This window comes from Streptomyces sp. NBC_01233, from assembly GCF_035989305.1.
Lineage (GTDB): Bacteria > Actinomycetota > Actinomycetes > Streptomycetales > Streptomycetaceae > Streptomyces.
In genome coordinates this window covers 10,128,169-10,152,220 of the sequence record NZ_CP108514.1, presented here as the reverse complement: position 1 = coordinate 10,152,220, position 24,052 = coordinate 10,128,169, and the positions used below count along the sequence as shown (strand labels likewise).

The following is a 24,052-nucleotide window of genomic DNA, read 5'->3' as shown; positions in this document are numbered from 1 at the left end:
GAGGGCCGTGGGGTCGAGGAATCCCGACGCCCTCGTGCCCCCGCACCGGGCGGACGCCGCGCGCAGGGGCGAGGGAAGAGCAGCGCTATGCGGCTGGCGGGGTGCAGCCCTTGCGCTCCGAGGATTCCCGGCTGCTGAACTTCCAGCTGCCCGGCCGCAGCTCGGGATGTTTGCCGGACGCTGTCGTGATCAGAAGGTGTCGGCCAGGGCTCGGCGCGATCGGGGGGAAGAAGCCGTGGCACGGCTTCCGTCCCTCGGGGACGGTCGGGTCGCCGATCCGATGCGCACACCTCGCCCATCGCGATGCTGCCGGCCGGCCACGCCTCTCACGAGCATCGGGTCGTCGGCCTCGCGGTTGCTCTGCGGGCCGAAGTCCTCACCACGCGCGCCGCTTTCACCAGGTGCTCGGCGCGTGGTCTGTGGTCAGCCGGCCACGGCCTCGATCAGGGAATACGGGGCGGCCTCCGCGAGCGGGGTGACCGACGTGACGCGCAGGGCCGCCCGGCGGCACACCTCCTCGAAGTCCGCGCGGGTGCGTTCCCTGCCGCCGACGTTCACCATCATGTTGAGGTCGCTCAGGTAGGTGCCCTCGTCCTCCGCGCCGACGGCCTCGGGAAGCACGGGCTCCACGATCAGAACGACGCCACCAGGCGGCAGCACCTGGCGGCAGTGGCGCAGGATCGTGACCGCCTGGGCGTCCGTCCAGTCGTGCAGGATGCTCTTCACGAGGTACACGTCCGAGCCCTGCGGGACCGACTGGAAGAAGTCCCCGGCCATGAGGGAGCAGCGCTCCTCCAGCCCGTGCCGCGCCAGTGTCTCCGCAGCCTCTGCGAGGCCGTCGGCAGTATCGAAGACCACGCCGGCGAGACCCGGGTGCGCTTCGAGGACGGCGGCCAGGAGGGTGCCGCTGCCTCCACCGACGTCCGTGACCGAGGCGAACCGGCTGAAGTCGAAGGCCCGCGGCAGCACGGCGGCGGTCTCGGAGGCGACCTGGCTCATTGCCGCGTTGAAGTCCGTGGAGAGCTCGGGGTGCCGGGCGAGATGGCTGAAGAAGTCCGTGCCGAAGACGGAATCGAACGCGATCTCCCCCGTACGGACACTGCTCTCCAGGTGCTCCCAGGCGCGCACGATCGCCGGATCGGTGAACATGCGGACGAATGACGCGAGGGAGTCGGGGTGGCCGGGGCCGAGGAGCGCGCCCGCCGGGGTCACCGAGAACGTGTCGGGGGCGTGTTCCGCGAGCAGGCCGAGGGCGGTCAGGGCACGGAGCAGGCGTGCCATGGGCTGGTGTGCGGTCCCGGCTCCGACGGCCACCTCGGCAGCTGTGCGCGGCCCGTCGCCGATCAGTTCCACGACCTCCAGGCGGACCGCCGCGCGCAGGGTGTGCGCGGCCATGCTCCCGAACGCGAGCCGGACGACGAGCTCCCGGCCTGCCGCCGTCTGTGCTGCTCGGACCTCGGTGTTCATCACCGGTCTTGCTTCCTTCCTTCGAGTCGACCGATCACCGATCGGTCTGGATACGGACAGTCAGGGCTCGGTGGACGCGGTCAGGCCGGCCAGTGCACCGGGCGTGCACCCGGCGAGGGCCTGGGCGTCGCGGTGAAGATGGGGCTGGTCGGCATATCCACATGCCACGGCAGCGTCGCCGGCGCGCTCGCCGGCGAGGAGCGCCCGGGCGGCGTGGTCGAAGCGGACGAGCATGGCGGCGCGCTTGGGGGTCAGGCCGACCTGGGAGCTGAACCTGGCCCAGAGCCGCTTGCGGCTCCATCCGCAGGACGCGGCAAGGTCGCCGACCCGCACTCGGCCCCGGCCGGCCACGATGGCGTCCCAGGCGGCGGCGACCTCGGCCGCCATGGGCGGGGCCCCCGCGGCCCTCCGTCTGAGGAATCCGTCCGTGAGCGCGAGGCGTTCCTGCCAGGATGCGGTGTCGGCCAACTGCTCGCGCAGCAGCCGGGCGTGCCGCCCCCAGAGGTCCTCGAGTCCGGTGATGGAGCCGTCCAGTTCGAGCGGGGAAACGCCCAGCAGGGTGTAGGCGGCCCGGGGGGACAACGCCACCTCGACGCATTCGACGCCCTCGCCGCGGATACGGGCCGGACCTGGCGACAGGGAGGCGACGAGACCCCTCAGTGGCCGGTGCCCGGAGGCGCTCTCCACCGTGACCGGGCCGGCTCCGAGCCCGATGACGACGATCACGGCGGGCTGCGGCAGCACCCGCATGTCCAGCCCGCTGCCCACAAGGTCCCGGAACCCGGCCATCCGTACGCCGTCGAGAGAGGTTCCGCCCAGAGGGCGGGCGACCTCCCAGCGGTCGTAAGCAGTGCGCTCCGGGGGCGTGTCCCCCGCGTCGTCTCTGGGCATGCCTCCAGGCTCGCTGACATCGCAGGCCCTTGTCTTGGACAAAAGTTCCGCGGCCGTTCCGCGGTCCGGTCTGCCGTGTACGGGACGGATCGGGCTCAGGGCCAGCACACCGTCCCCTCCCCACGTCCCTGCCGACAGACCGGCCGGAGCCCGTTCGCGCACGTGCCCACACCGGGCGGCCCCAACAACCAGTGCGGTTGGGTACCGGGCCGCGCAACACAGCGCTGCTGGAGGGCGAGCCCCGGTTGCCGTCTGCGGCGGAGCGGGTGCGGCTGCGGGAGCCGGCGGGTGTCACGCAGGCCCGGCTCGCGGCCGCGTTGAAGTCGGCACCGCAGACGGTGAAGAACCGGGAGAACGGCCGCTCCGAGCCAAAGAGCCCCGACCAGCCGGGGGGGTGGGCTGGCCGGGGCCTGCCCCGGCCAGCGGGGGGGTGCCGGCCGGGGGCATGCGGGGCGGAGCCGCAAGGGCCCTCACTTCACAGCGGATCCCCCGACTCCAGCCGAACCATCCTCGCAGGCGAACACCCACCAGGCCCGGCGGACACGCATCCTGGCCGATACCACGCGCACGGACCGCGCCCGGGCCGGTCATGTCCCCCTTCGTGGTGTAGCCGATCACTCGGTGGGCGCGTTGGTGGCGTTGGGTGGTGCGGGGGCGCTTTTAGGGAGCTCGGTGGGGTAGATCTCGTCCATGCTTCCCTCGGGCAGGTAGCGGCGGGGGAAGGCGATCCATTCGTCGTGCAGTTCGAAGAGCACGGCTGTGACCAGTCGCAGGAGGGCGTCGTCGTTGGGGAAGACCTGGACGACGTCGGTGCGGCGCTTGATCTCGCGGTTGATCCGTTCGAGCGGGTTGGTGGACTGGATCTTCTTCCAGTGCCGTTCCGGGAAGGCCGCGAAGGCGGTCAGGTCGTCCTTGGCGTCCAGGAGCATCTGTTTGACCTTGGGGAACTGCTTGCCGAGCATCTCGGCGACGGTGTCGAGCTGGGTGCGGACCGCGTCCTGGGTGGGCTGGGCGAAGACTGTGCGGATGGTTGCGGCGACCATCTCGGTCGCCTCCTTCGGAATCACCGCGAAGACATTTCGCAGGAAATGAACACGGCATCTCTGCCACGCGGCGCCGAGCATGACCTTGCGGATCGCCTTGACCAGGCCGGAATGGCTGTCGGACAGGACCAGGCGGACCCCGGTCAGGCCGCGTTCGCGCAGGGAGCGCAGGAACTCGGCCCAGAACGCCTCGGTCTCGCTGTCGCCGACCATGACGCCCAGGACCTCGCGGCCGCCGTCCTCGGTGATCCCGGTGGCGACGACCACGGCGCGAGAGACGATCTGGTGGTTCACGCGTGCCTTGCAGTAGGTGGCGTCCAGGTACATGTAGGGGAAGCGGGTGTGGTCCAGCGGCCGGGTGCGGAAGGCGGTCAGCGGCTCGTCCAGGTCCGCGCAGATCCGGGAGACCTCGCTCTTGGAGATCCCGGTGTCCGCGCCCAGGGCCTTGACCAAGTCGTCCACCGACCGGGTGGACACGCCATGGACGTAGGCCTCCACGATGACCGCGTACAGGGCCTGGTCGATCCGGCGCCGGCGCTCCAGCAGGCTGGGGAAGAAGCTTCCGGCGCGCAGTTTGGGGATGGCCAGCTCCAGGTCGCCGGCCTGGGTGGTGAGCGTCTTCTCGCGGTGCCCGTTGCGCAAGGCGGTACGGGCCTCGGTGTGCTCGTTCCAGCCGGCACCGATGTGGGCAGCGGCCTCGGCCTCGATCAGCTCCTGCAGCATCCGCTCGGCGATGCCGCGGACGAGTTCGAGTCCGTCTGCCGAGCGTAGTGACTCCAGCAGGCGTAATAGGTCAGACTGGGACAGGGCCACCTCGCACCTCCGTTGTTGAACTGGCCGTTCAATACGGAGAGTTGCATGGTGGCCCACCTCATGCGCAGAGAGCGCGAGCCCTCCGCGGGTGTGCGCCCGGCGAGCAAGCCCGCGCACACCTCACCCTTGATCGGCTACACCACGTGGCGGGACGCCATCCCCGGGCCGGTAAAGGGCGGGGAGGTCGTAGACCTTGGTGCCGAGGATCTGACGGTAGGGGTCGAAGGGGTTGTGCTGCCCGGGAGAGTTGTCGGGCAGGCTGCTGCGGAGTCTGCGGTAGAGGGTGGTCTTGGCATCGGCTTCAGTGAGGATCTGTCCTGCTACCAGGTCTGGAGGTCCCGCCAGCGCAGGCCCGTGGTCGGGGCAAGGAGACCCGCAAGACGCTGGAGGCCCGGCAGCAGGCCGAGGCCGGCCACGCGGCCCGGGTACACCGGGGCGTCTGACACGCGTACGCCGCCCCGACCCCCGGACCGGATCAGGTCCGGGGGTGTGGTGTCAGCCCTTTCGGTGTCAGCCCCTGCGACGGCGGTTCCGGGCGACGATCGCGCGGGTGACCACGGGCGGGAGCAGATCCTTGGCCAGCTTGCGCCAGCGGACACCGGGCCTGCGCGCGGCGGCGGGAGCGGGGACCGGCGCCGGCTCCGCCCGCGGCGTGGGGTGTAGCGGCTGCGGGGGCACCGGCGCGACCACGCCCTGGTCCCCGATGCGTACCAGGGGGCGGCCGTCGATCACGTCCACGCCGTGCCAGAGGTCGGTGCGCTCCTCCAACCACGCGAGCAGTGCCGCCTGGTGGGGCGCCGGGTCGCCCCAGGTTGCGTAGAGCTTCGAGGCCGAGACGCAGATCGGGTGCAGTTCGCCCGTGACCACGGCGGTCCAGACGGCGGCCGCGACGCCGGGGCAGTGCTCGGAGCGGTAGTCGTCGAAGACCACCACGGCATCCGGGGTCGCGACGAGACGCGAGGACGCGATGTCCGTGACGACGTGCTCGTAGAGGTGCGAGGCGTCGACGTGCACGAATCGGCAGCTCGTCGGCTTGACCCGGTCGGCGACGACCGAGGTGGGGGCTTGGATCAGCGTCGGCAGCGCCTCGTGGAAGGCCAGGTAGTTCGTCTCGAAGCCGCGCCGCGTGAGCGTGGGATAGGAGCTGCGGTTCTCCGCGACGTTGGAGTCGTCCGTCGCGGGCGAGTCGAAGAGGTCGCAGACGGTGAACTCCTCACCGGGCCGGAGGTACCGTCCGAGGAAGATCGCGCTCTTCCCCATGAAGGCACCGAGCTCCAGCAAGTCGCCCGGCTGCCCCTCACCGCTGTTCTGACGTGTCAGGAACCAGTCGAAGAGCACCTGGTCGTACGCCGAGAACCACCCTTTGACCTCGCCGTACGTGGTGGGGACGAGCGGGGCCGGCTCACCGTCGGGGGTCGTGACGGAAGCTTGTGAAACGTGCGACACGAAGAGTCATCCTCCAGCGGAGTGGCATCGGTTTTCACGCTGATACCCGGCCGGGTAACGGAACCCTAAGCCCTGGGCGGACGTGTGACGAGACGTGAGCGGAATCGACCTGTGATTCCTGCCCGGCGCACCCCGTGCGCTCATACCTCGGTCCAGCGGCGCAGCCGCTCGATGGCGGCGCCCGGACGCGCCGGGTCCGGGCGGCGGTCGCGAGCAGGGACAGCGCCTCGTACCCGTCCAGGTGCCGGACGGCGGTGCGCGGGCGCCAGTCGGACGCCTCGGTGAGCTGCTCGGGGGACCAGAGCTCGCCGCGGGTGATGACCTGGGCAACGCCGGCCCGCTGTGTAGGCCGGGCTCATGGACGGACAGCGCGAATGCCTCGAAAACACCTCGGCTTCCAACCCATGGCGCCGGAGCAGAAGACCCCCGCCACGGCGCGCAAGGGCGGCTCAGGGGCCTTCGAGCGGGGCGCAGCCGCCCTCGCCCAATGCACCGCCCGTACCAGCTCGGTGACCGTTCCCAGGAGCTCACGTAGAAGTCCTGGAGGACGGGAGCGAGGTCAAGCTCGGCATCTGGCTCACCAACACCAGGAGCAGGCGCGCCAGACTCACCACGGAACGGCTGAAAGTGCTGGCGGTCGCTGCGGGTGAGTACGCGTACTCATGCGCCCGTGTCCGGCCGGGAGCGAGGGTAGGCCTCGGAACCGATGGGACGGGGGCGGGGATGGGACGGACGAGGGGACCCAGGAGGCGCCTGGCGGGCATCGTGGCAGCACTCGGTGCGGCGGCCCTGACGAGCGGCTGCTCCACGCTGCCCGATGACGGGGAGCTGCGCGCCATGGCCACTACCGCCGGGGCGCAGCACAAGCGGGATGCCGAGGAGGTGAGGCTCCGCGCGCTGCTGGGCCGCTTCGACGGGATCGAGGGGCTGCGCCCGGGCTTCACGGTGGTCTCGGACGTGTGTACCGGGCCGAGTGACGGGGGCTTCAAGGAGGAGGCCACCGTCCACCTGATGTCCTGTTCGATGAGCGCGGATGCCGTGTACGGGGTCGAGGGTGACATCACCGAGGTCCTGCGCCGCATCGGCGCCTCGGGCATCACCACCTGGTCGAAGAACGTCAACGGCCCCGGGAGCGCCTCGGGAGGATCCCTGGACTACGCGCTGATGTACCACCAGCAGCAAGGCGTGTTCCCCCAGGAGTCGGGCGGGCTCCTGATGCCGGCGCCGTACCTGAAGTCCGAGGCCGGGGACCTGTCCGTCGGCTGGGACTATCCGCCTCTGCCCGGCAACCCGCCGCAGTCGGGCCAGGTCGCGGACGATCACTCATGCCCGGCCGACATCATCCCGATCCCGTACTCCCGCTGCGCCACCGACCCGGCCCGGCCGCCGTCCATCGCGGACCTCCGCGCCCGGTACGGAACGGTCCTCAGGGTGTCGACGGGCTCCGGCAGTCACAGGCCCTATCTCACCGTGCCCCGCCCCGGGGACAGGACAGGCTGAGGGCGGTCCACGGACATCGTCGGCCTGGTCCACGAGAACGGGTTCCGGCGGTCCGCGGCTGTGCACCACACCTGCATGCGGGTGGCGGGCAGTGGCCACGGGCGGGAGCCGACCAGGAGGCCCGCTTCGTGCTCCGGCAGGACGTCCGAGATCATCGGCACTCTCTGGGAGTGCGCGGCCGGGTACGCCTTCGGCTGTTCCAGGGCGCGGGCACGGTCGCCGAGATCGAGATCACGGGGACTTTCAGGCCCTCGGGCAGGGGCCCCAGGAGCGCTTGGGGGCCGTGCCCGCGGACGCAGCCCGCGGACCACCGGCTTCCCGCACCGGCTGCTCGGCAGGTGCGGCATCCGGATCCCGGCCACCCCGCCCCGCACCCGACCGGCGGCGCATGACGATCACCGTGTGCCGCACCTGTGCCCGAGAGCGCCACGGACGGCCCCGTCGCGCCCCTCGGATAGGTGACGCGAGGGTCCATGGTGAGCCGGGAGTGGTGGACCACCACCTGCGGCCGGTGACGGGCCGGGAGCGCCGGTATGTCAAGCCCCGAGTTTCCGTGGCGTGACCCGGGCCCGTGCCGGGCATCCGGGCGAGAGTCCGGCTGTCACGTCGGCGCGTGTTGGCCGGTCGATCGGTATGGCAGGGCCGGGAGTCAGGACGGCTTGGGGGCGAGCGACGCGGCAGCCTCCCAGGCGAACCCGTCCGGGTCGGTGAAGGTGTCGGCGGTGCTGCCGAGGACGATGCGGTGCGAGCCGGTGCCGTCGGCGGGGACGCCGAGGTCCTTGGCCAGGGCGCGGCGTTTGTACAGCGCCAGCTTGACGGGGCTGGACTGACCGGGGGCGAACTCGGCGTACTTGCCGCCGACGCTCTTGGCCACGGTCAGGCCCCGGCTGGCGTAGAACTGCTTGGTGGCCTTCACGTCCTCGACGCCGATCAGCAGGACGATCTCGTCGATCTCGCGGGTGGCGGGGCCGGTGTCCTTCTTCGCCGAGGTCGCGATCTTCCAGATCGTCCCGTCCGGGGCCTGGACGACGCCGCTGTAGCCCCACAGCGACTTCGTGGCGGGCTTCAGGACCGTGGCGCCGGCGTCCACGGCGGCGTCGACGAAGCCGTCGACGGTGGCCGGCCCGGACACGGTGAGCGCCAGGGTGAAGCCACGGAATCCGGTGGAGTGCGCCTCGGACGCCCGCAGGCGTATGTACGTGTCCACGCCGAAGTCGCTGTAGAAGCGGCGGGCGGCCTCGGGGTCGGCCACCTCAAGGGTGACGGACGCGAGAGAGGGGTTGGCTGCGGTGGAAGCGGTGGTTGCCATGACCATCACGCTAGGGGCTGTGCGGTGGCCGGGGCTTCTCGATTCCTGACCGGTCTTGAGACTTGCTTCGCCACGCACGCCGGCATCCCCTCTACCTTGATCGCCGACCCCTCATCGCGGGCCGTACCCGCAGCATCGGCATGGTCGGCCGCGGTATCCGCGGCCTGGCGCCGGAAGGCTCCGGGCGGCATGCCGACCAGCTCGGTGAAGCGGGTGGTGAACGTTCCCAGCGACGCGCAGCCGACCGCGAAGCAGACCTCGGTGACGCTGAGGTCGCCCCGCCGCAGCAGCGCCGTCGCCCTCTCGATGCGACGCGTCATCAGGTACGCGTACGGCGACTCACCGTAGGCGGCCCGGAACTGCCGACTCAGGTGCCCGGCGGACATGTTCACATCGTGGGCGAGCGCCTCCACGTTCAACGGCTGTGCGTATTCCCTGTCGATCCGGTCGCGGACGCGGCGCAGGCGCGCGAGATCAGCCAGGCGCTGCGCCTGGACGCGTGCACGCCGCCATTCAGGTTTGCACATGAGGACCCTCCCCTTCGTTTTTCGTCTTCCATTTCCATCGGCGTCTTCGAGCGTCTGCTGTGCCCGCCTCGGCGGGCACAGCAGACGCTCGGTGGTGTGGACCGGCCCGCCGCACTCGACCAGCCGCCGGTCGAGCAACTGCCGGACGGCAGCGAGACGGGGTCCGGGCTCATGACCGGTTCGACGAGGACCCGGACGCGGCCCGGGCGGGCGACCGGCAGGGCGGTCACTTGTGCTCTGGTGCGCCGCCGCGTTCCTTGTGGGTGGTCGCGATGTCGAGCACAGCTCAGCGCAGCTCCTGAATGCGGACCAGGTTGCCCGCGGGGTCGCGGAACGCGCAGTCGCGGACGCCGTACGGCTGCTCGGTCGGCTCCTGGACGACCTCAGTGTCACCGGCCTGCACCTTCTCGAACGTGGCGTTGAGGTCCGGGGTGGCCAGCAGGATCCAGCCGTAGGTGCCCTTGGCCATCATCTCGGTGATCGTGCGGCGCTCGTCCTCGGTGATGCCGGGATCGGCGGCAGGCGGCGCCAGAAGGATCGACGTGCCCGGCTGACCGGCCGGGCCGACCGTGATCCAGCGCATCCTGCCCTGCCCGACATCGCTGCGGACCTCGAAGCCGAGGACGTCGCGGTAGAAGGCGAGCGACGCGTCCGGGTCGTCGTGCGGAAGAGAAGTCGTGTGAATGGTGATGTCCATGGTGAGCAGGCTAGAGGTGGCTTCGTGAACCGCGCTTCTCGATTCCTGATCGATCCGGACACGCCCGGACGTTCACGGGCATGTCACGCGGAGAGCACCGCTTTCGTTTCCTGCCAGTGCTCCCGTTCCCCCCGCATCCCCGGGCCGCGCCCCCGCCGCCGCCGGCCACGCACCACACCCCGAACCCCACACCCCCACACACACCCCACACCCCACACCCCAAGGAAGCGACGACCACCCCCTGGTCGAACGCGGCCAACAGCGCATTGCAGCCCCCTCCCGAAGTACCTTCTGGTTGGGTGGCCACATGGCACATCAGGAGTACGTCTGACACCGCCTCATCGAGGTCTCGGTACTGCCCGCGCGGGTCGTCTGCCTCATTGCCGAAGGAAGCACGGACGGCTTCCGCGCCGCCGTGCGGACGGCCAGCCACCGATGGGGTGGGATGACCGAGCCCCTCATCGAAGTGGGATCCGATGAGGACAGCGGGAGCACCGCGAAGCTGGTGAGCATCGCGGACGTGCAGGCCGTCGTGAATGTCGACGCGGATGCCTCGCGGCATCTCTGCTCGCCGCCTCCTGGAAGCTCCCTCTCGTCGCGATCGGCGACATGGAATCGGCGAGTCCCATGGGTATCTGGGAGTTCACCAGCCGCCCTGAGTCCGTAGCTCCTGGTATGGGAGCCGGGGTAGATCCGTGCTATCGCGCAGATCCCGAAGGCTCTGTCGGACTGGCGCGGTCCGGCCGACGCGCCGTCAGGCCCACTGCCGCATCTCGGCCAACTGTCCGAATGTCGCATGGTACGTGAGTTGTACATGGAGTGGCCCTTACGAGGGATTCGCCCCGCCCACCGATGCAACACGGTGGGCAGGCACGCAATCTCCGAAAGAGGGGCACCGCACGCATGAAGCGCCTCACACCGCTGTTAGCCACCGCCGGACTCATCGCAACCGCCCTGTCCCAGCTGGCCGTTCCCCAGGCATCCGCTGCCCAGCCCACCCCCGAGTACATGAGCCAGAAGCCCGCCTGGCACCGCTGCAGTGCAGACAAACCGGCGGCCTACGAGTGCGCGACCCTCAAGGTCCCGCTCGACTACAAGCGCCCCCAAGGCCCCACGATCGACCTTGCGATATCCCGGGTGAAGAGCGAGAACCCGGCCAAGCGGCACGGCGTCATGCTCCTCAACCCGGGCGGACCCGGCACCACCGGACTCAACCGGCCGATGCGGATGAGCACGGAGATGCCCAAGGACGTACGGGACCGCTACGACCTCATCGGCTTCGACCCGCGCGGCGTCGGGGCCAGCAGCCCGGTCACCTGCGGGCTGAACCAATCCGAGACGGGCATCGGCGGGGCGTACCGACCCGAGCGCTTCGCCTCGGACGTGGCGTGGGCGCGCAACGTCGCGGACGAGTGCCGTGAGAAGGCAGGTGACGTGCTCCCGTACATCACCACCCGCAACACGGCCCGCGACATGGACGTGATCCGCGCCGCGCTGGGCGAGCGCAAGATCTCGTACCTGGGCTACTCGTACGGGACCTACCTCGGCGCGGTGTACTCCCAGATGTTCCCGCAGCGGACGGACCGCTTCGTGCTGGACAGCGGAGTGGACCCGCACAGCATCTGGCGCGGCATGTTCCAGGTGTGGGCGACCAGCGCCGGGCCGGCCTTCGAGCGGTGGACGCAGTGGGCTGCGGAGCGCTCGGCCGAATACGGCCTCGGCGCGACCCCCGAGGCGGTGTCCGACACGTTCTGGGCACTGGTGGCGCGCGCCGACCGAGAGCCGATCGACTACTTCGGGCAGAAGATCACGGGTGACGACATCCGGGACCCGGGAGTGTTCTACTCCCCGGTTGAGGCCTCGATCATCACGAGGTCCCTCAAAGCCGCGGCCGAGCGGACACCTCTGCCGACGGACGCCGGGGTGCCGGGCGTGAAGAGGCTCCTCGCCGGCGGCCGGGGGGCCACCGGGCCGGATACCGACACGGCGGCCGCCCCCGCGCCGGGCAACGGGCCCGCCCCAGAGGCCGTCCCCGGTGACAACGCCACCGCCGTCTACTGGTCCGTGGTGTGCGGGGACACGGAGAACTGGCCGCGCGACCCCGAGCAGTACGCGCGGGACGCGGTCCAGGACAAGGTGAAGTACCCGCTGTACGGGGACTTCGCGTCGAACATCAAGCCCTGCGCCTTCTGGCAGCGGCCGTCGGAGGCCGCGACGCCCATGACGCACCAGGCGAAGGTGCTGACCGTGCAGAACGAGTGGGATCCGATGACCCCGCTCAGCAGCGGTCAGGGCCTGCACCGCGCTCTGAAGGGCTCGCGGATGGTGCTGGCGAAGGGCGGGCAGGGCCACGGCGTGTACCTCACCGACCCCACCTCCTGCGCCAACGACCCCGTCAACACGTACCTCGCCACAGGCCGGCTCCCCGCGAGGGACGTGACCTGTCAGAGTCCGCCACGCGACCAGGAGCCGAAGAGGTCCCCGGCGCCGTGAACCCTTCCATCGTCCTGGATGCCGGACGAGGGGATGAGGGGACACCAGCCAGACGCCGGAACGCGATCGAGGGCCGACCGCCCTGCGGGCGCCAGGCCCCGCAGCGCAGCACGGACCGCCTCCGGGTCGGCGGCCTCCACCACCGCACGCGACCACCGGCCCGGCCCGACGTCCGCGGCAGGGACCAGAACCGAGCCGCTCGCCCACCGCCACGCCGCGACCGGCACCTGGGGGCCACACGAACTGGCCGCCCGACCCGTGAGCCAGAGGGTTCCCCTGCCGGAGTGAACACGGCAGGGGCCGCCCTGCAGTCCGCCGCGAAACCTCGGGACGGACACTGGCACCCGGTACTGGGGATGACGGGCAGCGGCGGCAGCTCAGCAGCCGAGGAGTACGGCCAGCAGCCGCTCCGTCGTCCCCTTCGTGTCCTCGCCCTGCCCGGGACTGCGGGTCATCAGCAGGTGGTGGGTCGTGCCGACGAGCGCAAGCGCGACGGTGGGAGCGTCCGTGCCGGCGGGCAGCCGGCCGTCGCGCTGCTCCGCCTGCAGGTAGGCGGTGAAGGCGTGCTGGATCGCATCGAACGCGGGCGCGCCGGACTGGAAACCTTCACGGGTGTGGAGCGCGGCTGCCGGGCGGGTCATCGCCAGTCCCACCACCGCGGGCTGCAGGGAGTCCAGCAGGGCCAGGACGACCTCCTGGAGATTGTCCGCAACCGTGGCCTGCCCCACCTTGGCCTGCAGGGCCTCGGCCTGGCGGGCGCTGCGCGCGAAGCGGTCCAGGACCAGTTCGGCGACGAACTCGTCCAGGCCTGCGAAATGGGTGTGCAGGACGCCTTTGGCGCAGTCCGCCTCCGCGGTGATCGCGCGACTGGTCAGGGCGGCGGCGCCGTCGCGGGCCACCACCCGCTCCGCGGCCGCGAACAGCCGCTCGCGCAAGTCCGGAATCGCCACTCCACGAGGTGACACAACAGCCCCTTTCCACTGACCCATTGCAAGTATGGGCGCACGCCCATACTATTTGGGCACTTGCCCATACTAGGGCCGGGGCGCCGTGCTGCACCCCGGCGGGAGGGAGTTCACCCATGGGTCACAACGTCAACACCGCGCAGGCCGAGGCGTGGAACGGATACGAGGGCGCACAGTGGGCCCGCAGCCAGGAACGGTGGGACGCAGTCAACGACGGCTTCAACCAGCCCCTCCTGGACGCCGCGGCCATCTCCGAAAGCGACTCCGTTCTGGACGTCGGCTGCGGTACCGGCCGCACCTCCCGCCTCGCGGCCCGGCGCGCCGGACTCGGCCGGGCGCTCGGACTGGACCTGTCGGGTCCGATGTTGGGCAAGGCCCGTGAGAGCGCCCTGCGTGAACGGGTGGAGAACGTCTCCTTCGTTCAGGGCGACGCCCAAGTCCACCCATTGCAGGCCGAGGGGTTCGATGCGGTCATCAGCCGGTACGGCATGACCTTCTTCACCGACCCCGTCGCCGCATTCGCCAACCTCCACCGCGCCCTGCGCCCCGGCGGCCGGCTGGCGTTCATCTGCGCGGCCGAGGCCGAGGCCAACGAGTGGCTTGAGGCGCTGGCCTCACTCAAGGGCATCCTGCCGCTCGGCGGCTTCGGGAAGCCCGGCGGTCCCGGCATGTTCTCGCTCACCGATCCCGACCACGTCCGCAGCCTGCTCGGCGCCGGCGGGTTCGCCCATGCCGACGTGCAGCGCATCGAGGCACCGGGGAAGTGGGGCGTCGACGCGGCAGACGCGGCGGCGTTCCTGCTGGACTCCGGCCCGGGACGCCACCTGCTCGACCAGGCGACCCCGCCCGAGCAGGACGAGGCGCGCCAGGCGCTGACGGCCGCCCTCCAGCGCCATGAGACGAACGGCGCGGTGTGGCTGCGGAGCAGTTCCTGGCTGGTCACCGCCGCACGCGGCGGGGCCGCGCGGAACTGACCCCCGCCCCGGCCGCTCTGCGGTGGTTCAGGAGCGGACCATGCGGGCGATCGCCCGGGACGCTTCGGCGATCTTGTCCTGGGCCTGGTCGCCGCCCTGCACGATGGCGTCGTCCACGCAGGAGTGGAGGTGGCCGTCCGTCATCGTCAGGGCGAAGGACTGCAGCGCCTTGGTGGTGGCGCTGACCTGGGTGAGGACGTCGATGCAGTGGGTGTCCTCCTCGACCAGGCGCTGCAGGCCCCGCACCTGACCCTCGATGCGGCGCAGCCGCTTGAGGACGTCGTCCTTGTGGGTCATCCAGTGCAGACACAAGAGGGACGGCTGGTCCGGCAAGCCCGTAGGCACCCGCGACCTGCACGTCCTCAACGGGACCGGTAGGCAGGTCCATCACGGCGACGTCCTCGTCATGCTCACCAACGGCCGCATCACTGACAACGCCGCCCAGTTCGCGAAATCCCAGCAACTCCACCTGGTCGACCGCCACCTCCTCGCCGAGTGGGCCAGCGGATCCCGCCCCCTGGGGGAGCCCCCTGCGCGCGCTCCCCCAGCCCGCCCGCCGGGTTGGCCCCTGATGGACGGCTGTCCTACCCAGAGAGGCCTCGGTCAGCCGCGGCGACGAAAGGCGACGAAAGCAGCGAGGTCGCTGTGTCGGGCGCGGCTACAGGCGGGACGAGTGCTCCCGCACAGGGCCGGCCAACTCGGCCGGGCCCAGGGCGCCGGGGTGCCCCGGGAAGACGGTGTGGGCTTCTCTGTGAGGGGTCAGCCGATGCGGACGGTGATCTCGGGGAGGGGTATGTCGGAAAGGTTCAGCTGGATCCCGGTCAGGGTCAGGTAGGTCTGCGAGTCGGTCAAGGCGGAGGTGGTGGACGGCGTCTGTGTCTTCCCGCGCGTGCTCACCAGCAGGTACCAGCCCCCGCGCTTGTAGCTGCGGGAGGCGTCGGGGCGGTCGCCGTTCGGGTTCAGAGTCCAGCCCTGGCGCTCCAGGTCGGCGCAGATCGCGTTCACCTCCGACTGTGCGGCGGTCTTCTCGCGGACGGCCATCCAGCCCGTCCTGTTCGAGTTGGCGCCGGCCGCGATGGTCGGGCGGCCCTGCTCCGGGTCGAGGCCCGCCGCGCTGACCGCGGTCCGGATCACCTCGTCCACGGCGTCCCGTGTGAGGGGCGGTGACGTGGACTCCGGTGCGGGCGCCGCCATGGATGGCGACGGCGTGGGCGCGGGCGCGCCCAGGTGGATGCGCCCGTCGTCGTTTATCTGGACGTGGTCCGGCAGGGCCACGGAGGCCAGACTCACGATCAAGGTCGCGGCCAGCCCGATCCACACCCTCTTCAACAGCGCGTTCAACGCGAAACTCCCCCCGAGTGATCATTCAGAGGGAGTCTCACACATACTGCTCGGCGCCCGGCAGCCCCTTGGGTGGCGGGGCCCGTTCCTTCGTGTTCTCGGAGACTTGCGGACCGCTTTGCCCACCCAGTGGGCTTTCCTGCGGCTGGCGGGCGTACGTCGCCGACCCTGGCTGCCGCCCCTGACAGCCGGAGCCCCCACCCGTGCCCCGCTCCGCCCGACACACCGGGGACGGTGAGCCGACCCCGCTCCCACTCCACGCGTGAAGGGCAAGGCGCCTGCACCCGTACCTGCCCCTGCGGACGTACCGCCGAGGAAGGCAGAGCAGTGACACTCGACGTTCCCAGTCCATGTCGCAGAGGGGACGCCGCATGCGGGTGCAGCAGACCGGTGACGAGCAGCGGAAAGGGCCGCAGCGCCCGGGAGCCGCGCAGGCCGCGCGACAGTCGCGGTCCGGCGGCGCAACGACCGCGGAGTCGATGCTGCAACTCCAGCGTCTCGCCGGGAACGCGGTGGTGTCCCGCATCATCGAGGCACAGCGGCACGCGCACACCGCGGAGTCGCCGTCGGGTCCCGCTCCCGTGGTCCAGCGCATGGAGCAGGACGAACTGCACCAGCACCCGCCGGGCCCAGCGCTGCGGGTACGGGGGCCCCGCAACTCCCGCGCGAGGGACCGCACACCGAACGCGCTGACGGCGGACGAATGGCAGAGTCTGCCGCAGGCCACCCGGGACGCCGGCAACAAGCAGCGCGTGGCCATCGACGCGGACCCGCAGACACTCCAGGAGACCGACCAGCTGCTCCACTACAACCTGGGCAACATCCGCAGGCTCGCGCCCGACGTCCCCCCGACGGCAGGACGCAATGATGTCTTGGAGGGCATCGGCCGCGCCGACCCGCGCACCCTCGGCCACTGGAACCGTCAGGACGCACGCGACACACAACTCGGCCGCGACGCCCGCTCCACGCGCGACGCGTACACGGAGACTCCCGAGGACCGGCAGCAGCGCCACCAGACGGTGGAGGACACCCTGGCCGGCGCCGGCTCCCAGGACGCGATGGGCGACCTGCGCTCACTGCTGGAGCAGTTCGACGGAGTGGCCATCGGCGGCACCCACTCCGGGGCGCGCATCTGGCAGTTCCTGTGCACGCACATGGAAGAGATCCAGGCCGCCGACGTGAGCACCCTCTACCTGGAGAGCATCCGCGACGACGGATACCAGTCACACGTCGACGCGTACCTCGCCGACGGGACGATGAGCCCCGAACTGCAGACGTTCGTCGCCCGCTACGACAGCAACATGAACCTGGGCGCGACCGGACTGGGAGCGGTGCTGGAGGCCGCCCGGACGCACCACATCCGGGTCAAGGGCCTCGACGGCCGCCCGGCCCGCCGCCCCCCTATGTCGGCGACCGCCCTCTACCAGCGCGTCGCCGCCATGAACACCTACGCCGCCCAGGCCGTCGCCAACGACCGGCGCCGCCCGTCGGCGACGGGCGGCTACCTCATGGAACTGGGCAGCGCCCACACCGGCATGTACGCGGGCCCGCCGCAGAACGCGTCGGTGCACGGGGCGGAGTTCCAGACGGGCGAGGGCTTCCCCGGCGTGGACGACCTGCTGGGCATACCGGCGGTCGGCTACCAGGACGACGACCGCTTCCGCCGCCTGCCCAACACCTGACGGCAGACCCGGGACGCGACAACAGCCGCCCCGGTACCGGTACCAACCGAGCCTCACCCGGGCCCGGTTCACGCACGCGCAGCCGGCCGGCCGAGGATCTGCCCTGGCGCACGCGCGGCCGGCCGGCCTGACGGGGGCACCGCCGAACCCGCGCCAGGCCGCCGGGCTGCTGCGCCACGGCGTCGGTCACCCCCGGGGGCTTCCACACGGAGGCGCCTACCGGCCACCTCGCTTCAGGCGGGCGGCGCCTTCACCGAAGCCTTCGAGGTCCATCCCGTCCCCACCGGACAGGCACTCTTCCACATCAACGTGCACCTCGACCTGCCCGCCCAGCAGACGGCTCGAGGCGAGTAGGAGGATCCCGGGTGCCCCTGCCCCGGCTGGATCTCTACGCGGGCAGGCAGGGAGGTAGCCAGTCGTTCTCCCAGTGCCAGTTCGCCCACGTCTCGGAGTGTGCGAACGCCCCGGTCCGGTCGGTGAGCATCGCGAGCACCTGGCCGCGGGCGGCCTCCACCGCCTGATGCTCGGCGTCGGTGACGATGCCGAGCCGTCGTACGTGGGCGCAGTCGTCCTCGTCCTTCCATGTGAACCGGTCCAGGCCGGGGTCGATGACGAGGTCGATGGTCAGGTCGAAGGTGTCGAACCCGGCCTGGGTTCGACGGCTGGGGTGCTCGACGTTGACGTACCAGTTGCGCAGCCCGGCGCCGGTGAAGAAGGCGTTGATGCTGAACCATGCGCCCGGCGGCTTCCACAACAGCAGCTCGGTCTCCTGCCACCGACCGGACGCGAGGTCCCACTCCCCCGTCGCCATCGCCTCGAATGCCTCGGCTCGCAGCCTCCGGTCGTCGCCGTCGTCTCGGGCCCTGGCGTACAGGGAGGGCCAGCGGGCCTCGGCCCCGGGCGCGCAGGCGGTCACCAGCGCTTCGCCGGTGTCGGCAACGACCCGTAGCGCCAGTTCGCTCCACGCCCGGCCGGAGCGGTGCACGTCGCGCCGTACGACCGTCTGCCCCACCTCGAAGCTGTCCATCGGCCCCTCCTTCGCTCTACCCCGGACAGGAGGTTCTCCGGGGCACAGGGACCACCCCAGCGCACCAGAGCCAGCAGCAAGAGCTGCAAGGGCATGAGCCGGAAGGTCAAGAACCAGCGACTCGCTTGCGTCGTTGCAGGATCCACCGGTGTACGGGCGGTGTCCAGGGCTCCGGCATGAAGCAGGTATGACCGTTTTTTGATCACGGAATGGCCAGGATTCGCAGGGGCCGGGTGGCGTCGCGGGCGTTTCCTCTGAGAGCTGTGGCGATGCTGCGGAGACCGGCCAGGCGAAGGGCTCCGATGGCGAGGTTGCGCCAGGTGGCCATGGCGCGGGGCGCGTTGCCGGTCCGCAGCTGTGAGGCGTCCTCGGCAAAGGTCGTGTCCCTCACGTGATGGAGCGCCTCTACCGACCAGTGGCCGCGGATCAAGGACGCGAGCTGGGCCGGATTGGCCTGCTCGGCGGTCAGGCTGGTGACCGCGTACACGGTCTTGGTGCTGACCTTGCCGGTCTTGCGGTTGACTCGGCGCCGCTTGAGTTCGATGGCCTGGGCGGCGCCGGGGAAGAGCAGGCCGGCGACAGTGCAGACCTTGATCCGGCGGATCTCGCTGCGGCCGTGGCCGGTCCCGACGGTGCGGTTCTGGAGTGGGATCTGCTTCCAGGGAAGGGACTTCATCTGCTTGCGGAGCTTCTTCTGGTTTCCCTTGACGATGACGATGTAGTGGGCGCCCCGGCCTCCCAGGTACTCGGCGTGCTCGCGTTGGGTATGCATCGCGTCGCTGGTCACGACCGCTCCGGTCAGGTCGATGGCATCCAGTAGTGGCTGGAAGCAGGTGATTTCATTCGTCTTTGTCTCAACGTCGACCTGGCCCAGGACGGCGGAAGTGGCGTGGTCGACGGCCGCCAGCAGGTGGATCTTCCGGTCGTGCGCGCGGGCGGCGCCGCGCAGGGATTTGCCGTCCACCGCGATCGCCCGCAGCAACCGCTCGCTGGGTTGCGGGCATCGGGCGGACAGCCAGCTGCCGACGGCTCGGTCGAGTACGTCACCGTCGACCTGGGCGAGTACCCGGCGGATGGTGGCCTCACCAGGGGCGTGGTGTTGGCCGGTGAAGGGGTCGCAGCGGGCACCGAGCCGGGCCAGGACCGACTGCGAGGCGTCAGCCGCCCACTCACTGATCGCCAGCAGAGAGGTCGCGCCGGTCAGGACCGCAGCGGCGCAGATGGCGAGCACGCCGACCAGGGGGTGAAGCCGGCCCCGTGGGTCACGGGGGTCCGTCACCGTCGCAAGGCAGGTCAACAGGCCCGGGCACTCCTCAACCGACAGAGACGATGCGGTGGCGAGTTGGTCAAGCGAGGCGGGCATGAGGGATGATTCGGCAACGGCAGGCACGGTCTTCCAGCAGGATCATGGGACGTAGACACTCACATGATCGCCGGTGACCGTGCCTGCCACATTTCGTCACGAACCCTCCCAGCAAGGCAAGTTGGGGTGAACACCCTCAAGTCACCTTCGTGCCGATGCCCTGGGGCGGTGTCAGGCCGGCGCCCACGATGAACCCGAGCGTGACACTCGGGCTCGCGAACGCGATAATTCCGATAACTGCGCACAGAACCGTGCCGGTCACAACCAGGCCCGTGACCTTAGCGCGCGAGGATAGCTGGTTCAGCCAGCTCACAGTCGAGAAAGTCACGAGATATATGGTGGAGCCGAAAGCGGCCGACGCCAGAGCGGTTAGATAATTCACTCCGCAACCTTTCAAAATCGGAAGCCGACATGTCTCTCTCCGGTCGCCACGGTCGGCCGCACTCCCTTTTCGGGATCACTTGACCGCCGGTCCGTTCACCTGCAATATCCGTCGCCGCCACTGCCGCTGCAATAGCCGCTTCCGGCCAGGACTGCCGCTGGCGAAAGGGGCGCGAGTCCTGGGTTGACCTTTATTTTGACGCACCGATCGGTCGCGACCACGACCCCCGCGAACCCCGCGAGGCTTCAGCGCCCGACGACCGCGGCCGGGTGCGGCGAGTTCTTGAGCTTCACGTGTTGTTCCCTGATCGGCGGAGTTTTCGTGTTCGGTGGAGCAGGATGAACAATAGCGATCTTCACGGGATGATCAATATCTACCACTCGTTTCCGGAGCGCACGGCGCCTACGCTTCACCATCACAGGGCAGGATGGGCACGCCGCCTCCGCTTCAGGGCATGTACCCCCACTGCAAGCGCGGCAGCACAGATGCCTGCCGCCGACCAGGAAGCCGTGCGCTTGACCACGTCGGCCAGCGTAGGGGCAGGGTCGCGGCAGTCAGGGGCCGCGGGTTCCACCCGCAGTCGGGCCCAGACCTTTGACGGCGTCCCCGACTCTGTTGCTCAATTCCGGGGTCAGGCTGTGAGCTGGTAGCCGAGGCGAGCGAGGCGGCCGGTTCGGGGTGGGGTGTCCGTGGTGGTCCAGTGGGCGTCGAGGCGGACGATGTTGATCGCGGTGGCGGAGAACGTGTGTTGGAGGCGGACCTTCGGGAGGCCGCGGTAGCGGGCCCTGCGCAGGCCAGTGAGGTCGAGGGCCTGGTTGATGGTTCCCTCGATGCCCGAGCGCAGGGCGTACTTGTCCTTCCAGGTCCGGGACTTCTGCTCGGCGCGGGCCGTGGTCAGGGCAGCGTGGAGGTGTTCGGGGTAGAGGGTGAGCATCCGGTTGCCGCGCCGGGACCGGGTGCACAGCTTCAAGACGGGGCACTCGCGGCAGTCGGAGCGGGCGAACTCGACGACGATGGCGTCGCGTCCGTGCTGTTTCACCGGGTGCCACCCGGTGCTGGTGCGGCCTTCGGGGCAGGTGGCCTGGCGTGTCTTCCAGTCGATGCCGAAGGCGTTCTTGTCATAGCCGGCGGCCGCCTTGGCCTGGGGCGAGTGGTCCAGGAGCACGGGGGTGACCATGATGATGCCGCCCTGCCCTGCGGCCTGGGTGATCAGGTCGGCCGAGGGGTAACCGGAGTCGAGGTAGTGCTCGGCCGGCTTCAGGCCGCGGGCGGTGAGCGCGGCCTGGACGGTGGCGGTCGCCTTCACGTCCGGGACGGTGGCCACCGTGGTCAGCACATCCGTGATCAGGTTCACCGCCCGGACCGGCTCCTGCCTCCCCACCGCCCCGGCTTCGGCTTCGGCTTCGGCTTCGGCTTCGGCTTCGGCTTCGGCTTCGGCTTCGGCGGGAGTGTCGCAGGTCTCGGTGAGGTGGACCTTGTAGCCCAGCCAGAACAGATCCTCGCCCTTGGCCGCCCAGCGCGCGTCGGCGTCATAGGGCGAGGCGAGGCGGAGATAACCGGGCGGAACGCCGTCCGTGTCGGCCTCCCGCTTCCTGACCACCTCCCGCCCGCGCGTATCGGTGCTGATCACGTACGTCTGGACCAGGACCTGCCGCAGCAGGGCGACCGGCTCGATCTCCCGCAGCCACCCGGGCGCCCCCGGTGCCCAGACCGCCCGGCACAGGGCCAGCGCATCCTGCCCGAAGACCAGCGCGAGCCGCTCCCGCTTCGTCTTCGAGGCCGGAAGCGTCCAGCCCTCAATCCGCTGCCCGTAGCGGTGGGCGAGTTCGGGCACGTCTACCACGCTGGCCAGCCAGGACGGCGCGGCCGCCGCGAGGGCTTCCAGCGCGGCCCGCACGCTCTCCCCGGCCAGCTCCAGCCGGTTCAGGTCCCGCACCGCGCTGATCACATGGGTCGCGTCCGTGCGCTGCTTCCCGCCCGCCGCCACCAGCCCCGCCTCCCGGCAGTGCTCCAGCAACTTCTCGAAGACCACCCGCTCCATGTCATGCTCGACCAGCCGGGCCCGGAACTTCGACAGCACGCTGAAGTCGAACCCCGGATCCTCCAGCTCCACCCCGAGCGCGTACTTCCAGTCGATCGCCCGCACCGCCATCACCGCGGCCTGCCGGTCGGTCAGGTTCTCCGCGAACTGCAAGACCGTGACCAGCGACAACACCCCCGGCGACAATCCCGGGGCCCCACGAACCCCGAACGCCTCGACGAACGGCTCGTCCGCGAACACCTCACCGAGCCGATCCCGCACCCGTATCGGCAGACTCCCCTTCGGGAAAGCGGCCCGGGCCACCCGCGCCGTCCGTTCCGGCACTGGCGGCAACCCGCTCGACCGCAGCGACATCCACATCACCCCCACGGCCGCACGACAGGGAAGCGACCGCACGATAGATCATCACGCACCAACCGAACCACGCAGCCGGAATTGAGCAACAGAGTCGTCCCCTTCTCTCGCCAGACCACGGTGTGGAGACCCGGCTTCGCGTCGCACCTGATGCGGACGACCGCGGAGACCCTCTTCGCTCCGTACATGACCACTGGTCGCGTGAACACCGACGAGGTCAACGTGACGCCTCCGTCGCCGCCCGTCTCCAGGCCATCGGTGGCCGTCATCTCCCCACCAGCCCGCACCGGCCGCACGTCCCATGGGCTCGCGGGCCACTCCGCATCCGCAGACCAGCGCTCCTCCTGGGGCTCAGGCGGCAGCTCGGAGACCCGCATCGCGCACGCCGCACGCTCCGTCTCTTCAGCCGGAGCCACCCGGACACTCCCCCAGAGCCGCGTGACCTCGGAGGGGTTGCAGTCCCCACCTGATCCGATGCGCACCTCGTAGGACCCGGGCGCAGCGGTGCAGGAGATCGTCATGACCGCAGGGCTCCGGCATGAAGCAGGTATGACCGTTTTTTGATCACGGAATGGCCAGGATTCGCAGGGGCCGGGTGGCGTCGCGGGCGTTTCCTCTGAGAGCTGTGGCGATGCTGCGGAGACCGGCCAGGCGAAGGGCTCCGATGGCGAGGTTGCGCCAGGTGGCCATGGCGCGGGGCGCGTTGCCGGTCCGCAGCTGTGAGGCGTCCTCGGCAAAGGTCGTGTCCCTCACGTGATGGAGCGCCTCTACCGACCAGTGGCCGCGGATCAAGGACGCGAGCTGGGCCGGATTGGCCTGCTCGGCGGTCAGGCTGGTGACCGCGTACACGGTCTTGGTGCTGACCTTGCCGGTCTTGCGGTTGACTCGGCGCCGCTTGAGTTCGATGGCCTGGGCGGCGCCGGGGAAGAGCAGGCCGGCGACAGTGCAGACCTTGATCCGGCGGATCTCGCTGCGGCCGTGGCCGGTCCCGACGGTGCGGTTCTGGAGTGGGATCTGCTTCCAGGGAAGGGACTTCATCTGCTTGCGGAGCTTCTTCTGGTTTCCCTTGACGATGACGATGTAGTGGGCGCCCCGGCCTCCCAGGTACTCGGCGTGCTCGCGTTGGGTATGCATCGCGTCGCTGGTCACGACCGCTCCGGTCAGGTCGATGGCATCCAGTAGTGGCTGGAAGCAGGTGATTTCATTCGTCTTTGTCTCAACGTCGACCTGGCCCAGGACGGCGGAAGTGGCGTGGTCGACGGCCGCCAGCAGGTGGATCTTCCGGTCGTGCGCGCGGGCGGCGCCGCGCAGGGATTTGCCGTCCACCGCGATCGCCCGCAGCAACCGCTCGCTGGGTTGCGGGCATCGGGCGGACAGCCAGCTGCCGACGGCTCGGTCGAGTACGTCACCGTCGACCTGGGCGAGTACCCGGCGGATGGTGGCCTCACCAGGGGCGTGGTGTTGGCCGGTGAAGGGGTCGCAGCGGGCACCGAGCCGGGCCAGGACCGACTGCGAGGCGTCAGCCGCCCACTCACTGATCGCCAGCAGAGAGGTCGCGCCGGTCAGGACCGCAGCGGCGCAGATGGCGAGCACGCCGACCAGGGGGTGAAGCCGGCCCCGTGGGTCACGGGGGTCCGTCACCGTCGCAAGGCAGGTCAACAGGCCCGGGCACTCCTCAACCGACAGAGACGATGCGGTGGCGAGTTGGTCAAGCGAGGCGGGCATGAGGGATGATTC

21 protein-coding genes are annotated in these 24,052 nt (G+C 70.3%); 5 read left to right on the top strand and 16 right to left on the bottom strand.

Going from position 1 to position 24,052, the window contains the following annotated elements; genetic code table 11:
• Positions 1-423: 423 nt before the first annotated feature.
• The 5 genes from OG332_RS46850 to OG332_RS46825 form a co-directional block, all read right to left on the bottom strand.
• A complete protein-coding gene (locus OG332_RS46850) occupies positions 424-1,467 on the bottom strand; it encodes a methyltransferase (protein ID WP_442816083.1) in 1,044 nt (347 codons plus the stop codon).
• Between the two features lie 60 nt (positions 1,468-1,527).
• Entirely contained in the window at positions 1,528-2,358 is an 831-nt protein-coding gene (locus OG332_RS46845; RefSeq protein ID WP_327411483.1) for a helix-turn-helix transcriptional regulator, read from the bottom strand.
• 614 nt (positions 2,359-2,972) lie between these two features.
• A complete protein-coding gene (locus tag OG332_RS46835; protein WP_327411484.1) occupies positions 2,973-4,214 on the bottom strand; it encodes an IS256 family transposase in 1,242 nt (413 codons plus the stop codon).
• 320 nt (positions 4,215-4,534) lie between these two features.
• Positions 4,535-4,660, bottom strand: coding sequence for a hypothetical protein (locus OG332_RS46830; protein ID WP_327411485.1), 126 nt, complete (start codon positions 4,658-4,660; stop codon positions 4,535-4,537).
• Positions 4,661-4,724: 64 nt separating this feature from the next.
• Positions 4,725-5,660 carry a class I SAM-dependent methyltransferase gene (locus tag OG332_RS46825; RefSeq protein ID WP_327411486.1) on the bottom strand — a complete coding sequence of 312 codons (936 nt, stop codon included), beginning with the start codon at positions 5,658-5,660 and terminating at the stop codon, positions 4,725-4,727.
• 765 nt (positions 5,661-6,425) lie between these two features.
• Here OG332_RS46825 and OG332_RS46820 point away from each other — a divergent pair.
• Complete coding sequence (locus tag OG332_RS46820) at positions 6,426-7,160, top strand: hypothetical protein (RefSeq protein WP_327411487.1); 735 nt, start codon at positions 6,426-6,428, stop codon at positions 7,158-7,160.
• Positions 7,161-7,809: 649 nt separating this feature from the next.
• Here the strand turns inward: OG332_RS46820 and OG332_RS46815 are convergent.
• From OG332_RS46815 to OG332_RS46805, 3 genes are all read right to left on the bottom strand, one after another.
• Complete coding sequence (locus OG332_RS46815) at positions 7,810-8,475, bottom strand: glyoxalase (protein ID WP_327411488.1); 666 nt, start codon at positions 8,473-8,475, stop codon at positions 7,810-7,812.
• Positions 8,475-8,996 carry a helix-turn-helix transcriptional regulator gene (locus OG332_RS46810; RefSeq protein ID WP_327419056.1) on the bottom strand — a complete coding sequence of 174 codons (522 nt, stop codon included), beginning with the start codon at positions 8,994-8,996 and terminating at the stop codon, positions 8,475-8,477. The genes OG332_RS46815 and OG332_RS46810 overlap by 1 nt, the downstream gene beginning before the upstream one ends.
• Before the next feature lie 286 nt (positions 8,997-9,282).
• Positions 9,283-9,693: a VOC family protein gene (locus tag OG332_RS46805; protein ID WP_190108403.1), complete on the bottom strand. Its 411-nt coding sequence runs from the start codon at positions 9,691-9,693 to the stop codon at positions 9,283-9,285.
• A 903-nt stretch (positions 9,694-10,596) separates the two neighbouring features.
• Between OG332_RS46805 and OG332_RS46800 the strand changes: the two genes are divergently transcribed.
• Positions 10,597-12,186, top strand: coding sequence for an alpha/beta hydrolase (locus OG332_RS46800; RefSeq protein ID WP_327411489.1), 1,590 nt, complete (start codon positions 10,597-10,599; stop codon positions 12,184-12,186).
• 377 nt (positions 12,187-12,563) lie between these two features.
• Here OG332_RS46800 and OG332_RS46795 read toward each other — a convergent pair whose 3' ends face one another.
• The gene (locus OG332_RS46795) at positions 12,564-13,151 is read right to left on the bottom strand and encodes a TetR/AcrR family transcriptional regulator (protein WP_327411490.1); all 588 of its coding nucleotides are present in this window, start codon (positions 13,149-13,151) and stop codon (positions 12,564-12,566) included.
• Between the two features lie 116 nt (positions 13,152-13,267).
• Here OG332_RS46795 and OG332_RS46790 point away from each other — a divergent pair, with 116 nt between their 5' ends.
• Positions 13,268-14,125, top strand: coding sequence for a class I SAM-dependent methyltransferase (locus OG332_RS46790; RefSeq protein WP_327411491.1), 858 nt, complete (start codon positions 13,268-13,270; stop codon positions 14,123-14,125).
• 27 nt (positions 14,126-14,152) lie between these two features.
• Here OG332_RS46790 and OG332_RS46785 read toward each other — a convergent pair whose 3' ends face one another.
• Positions 14,153-14,422, bottom strand: coding sequence for a metal-sensitive transcriptional regulator (locus OG332_RS46785; RefSeq protein ID WP_327411492.1), 270 nt, complete (start codon positions 14,420-14,422; stop codon positions 14,153-14,155).
• Between OG332_RS46785 and OG332_RS48110 the strand changes: the two genes are divergently transcribed.
• The gene (locus OG332_RS48110) at positions 14,382-14,960 is read left to right on the top strand and encodes a restriction endonuclease (protein WP_442816084.1); all 579 of its coding nucleotides are present in this window, start codon (positions 14,382-14,384) and stop codon (positions 14,958-14,960) included. The two genes, OG332_RS46785 and OG332_RS48110, sit on opposite strands and share 41 nt — an antisense overlap.
• On the opposite strand, the gene OG332_RS46775 is transcribed toward OG332_RS48110, so the two are convergent.
• Positions 14,885-15,466: a hypothetical protein gene (locus tag OG332_RS46775; RefSeq protein ID WP_327411493.1), complete on the bottom strand. Its 582-nt coding sequence runs from the start codon at positions 15,464-15,466 to the stop codon at positions 14,885-14,887. The two genes, OG332_RS48110 and OG332_RS46775, sit on opposite strands and share 76 nt — an antisense overlap.
• A gap of 371 nt (positions 15,467-15,837) precedes the next feature.
• Between OG332_RS46775 and OG332_RS46770 the strand changes: the two genes are divergently transcribed.
• Entirely contained in the window at positions 15,838-17,148 is a 1,311-nt protein-coding gene (locus OG332_RS46770; protein WP_327411494.1) for a hypothetical protein, read from the top strand.
• A gap of 388 nt (positions 17,149-17,536) precedes the next feature.
• On the opposite strand, the gene OG332_RS46765 is transcribed toward OG332_RS46770, so the two are convergent.
• The 5 genes from OG332_RS46765 to OG332_RS46745 all read right to left on the bottom strand — a co-directional run bounded on the left by OG332_RS46765 (position 17,537) and on the right by OG332_RS46745 (position 24,040).
• Positions 17,537-18,175 carry a DUF402 domain-containing protein gene (locus OG332_RS46765; RefSeq protein WP_327411495.1) on the bottom strand — a complete coding sequence of 213 codons (639 nt, stop codon included), beginning with the start codon at positions 18,173-18,175 and terminating at the stop codon, positions 17,537-17,539.
• 202 nt (positions 18,176-18,377) lie between these two features.
• On the bottom strand, positions 18,378-19,538 hold the full coding sequence (locus OG332_RS46760) for an ISAs1 family transposase (protein ID WP_442816085.1): 1,161 nt from the start codon (positions 19,536-19,538) through the stop codon (positions 18,378-18,380).
• 136 nt (positions 19,539-19,674) lie between these two features.
• Positions 19,675-19,866 (bottom strand): hypothetical protein, encoded by a 192-nt coding sequence (locus OG332_RS46755; RefSeq protein ID WP_327411497.1) that lies wholly within the window; start codon positions 19,864-19,866, stop codon positions 19,675-19,677.
• Positions 19,867-20,551: 685 nt separating this feature from the next.
• Positions 20,552-22,315: a transposase gene (locus tag OG332_RS46750; protein WP_442816086.1), complete on the bottom strand. Its 1,764-nt coding sequence runs from the start codon at positions 22,313-22,315 to the stop codon at positions 20,552-20,554.
• A 564-nt stretch (positions 22,316-22,879) separates the two neighbouring features.
• Entirely contained in the window at positions 22,880-24,040 is a 1,161-nt protein-coding gene (locus OG332_RS46745; RefSeq protein WP_442816085.1) for an ISAs1 family transposase, read from the bottom strand.
• Positions 24,041-24,052 lie beyond the last annotated feature (12 nt).

Bases quoted from the DNA above. Each gene is read 5' to 3' on its own strand.
- OG332_RS46805 (WP_190108403.1), bottom strand. From the start codon at position 9,693: ATGGACATCACCATTCACACGACTTCTCTTCCGCACGACGACCCGGAC.
- OG332_RS46765 (WP_327411495.1), bottom strand. From the start codon at position 18,175: ATGGACAGCTTCGAGGTGGGGCAGACGGTCGTACGGCGCGACGTGCAC.
- OG332_RS46760 (WP_442816085.1), bottom strand. From the start codon at position 19,538: ATGCCCGCCTCGCTTGACCAACTCGCCACCGCATCGTCTCTGTCGGTT.
- OG332_RS46845 (WP_327411483.1), bottom strand. From the start codon at position 2,358: ATGCCCAGAGACGACGCGGGGGACACGCCCCCGGAGCGCACTGCTTAC.
- OG332_RS48110 (WP_442816084.1), top strand. From the start codon at position 14,382: ATGCGGCGCAGCCGCTTGAGGACGTCGTCCTTGTGGGTCATCCAGTGC.
- OG332_RS46800 (WP_327411489.1), top strand. From the start codon at position 10,597: ATGAAGCGCCTCACACCGCTGTTAGCCACCGCCGGACTCATCGCAACC.
- OG332_RS46850 (WP_442816083.1), bottom strand. From the start codon at position 1,467: ATGAACACCGAGGTCCGAGCAGCACAGACGGCGGCAGGCCGGGAGCTC.
- OG332_RS46790 (WP_327411491.1), top strand. From the start codon at position 13,268: ATGGGTCACAACGTCAACACCGCGCAGGCCGAGGCGTGGAACGGATAC.
- OG332_RS46745 (WP_442816085.1), bottom strand. From the start codon at position 24,040: ATGCCCGCCTCGCTTGACCAACTCGCCACCGCATCGTCTCTGTCGGTT.
- OG332_RS46750 (WP_442816086.1), bottom strand. From the start codon at position 22,315: ATGTCGCTGCGGTCGAGCGGGTTGCCGCCAGTGCCGGAACGGACGGCG.
- OG332_RS46770 (WP_327411494.1), top strand. From the start codon at position 15,838: ATGCGGGTGCAGCAGACCGGTGACGAGCAGCGGAAAGGGCCGCAGCGC.
- OG332_RS46815 (WP_327411488.1), bottom strand. From the start codon at position 8,475: ATGGTCATGGCAACCACCGCTTCCACCGCAGCCAACCCCTCTCTCGCG.
- OG332_RS46810 (WP_327419056.1), bottom strand. From the start codon at position 8,996: ATGTGCAAACCTGAATGGCGGCGTGCACGCGTCCAGGCGCAGCGCCTG.
- OG332_RS46785 (WP_327411492.1), bottom strand. From the start codon at position 14,422: ATGACCCACAAGGACGACGTCCTCAAGCGGCTGCGCCGCATCGAGGGT.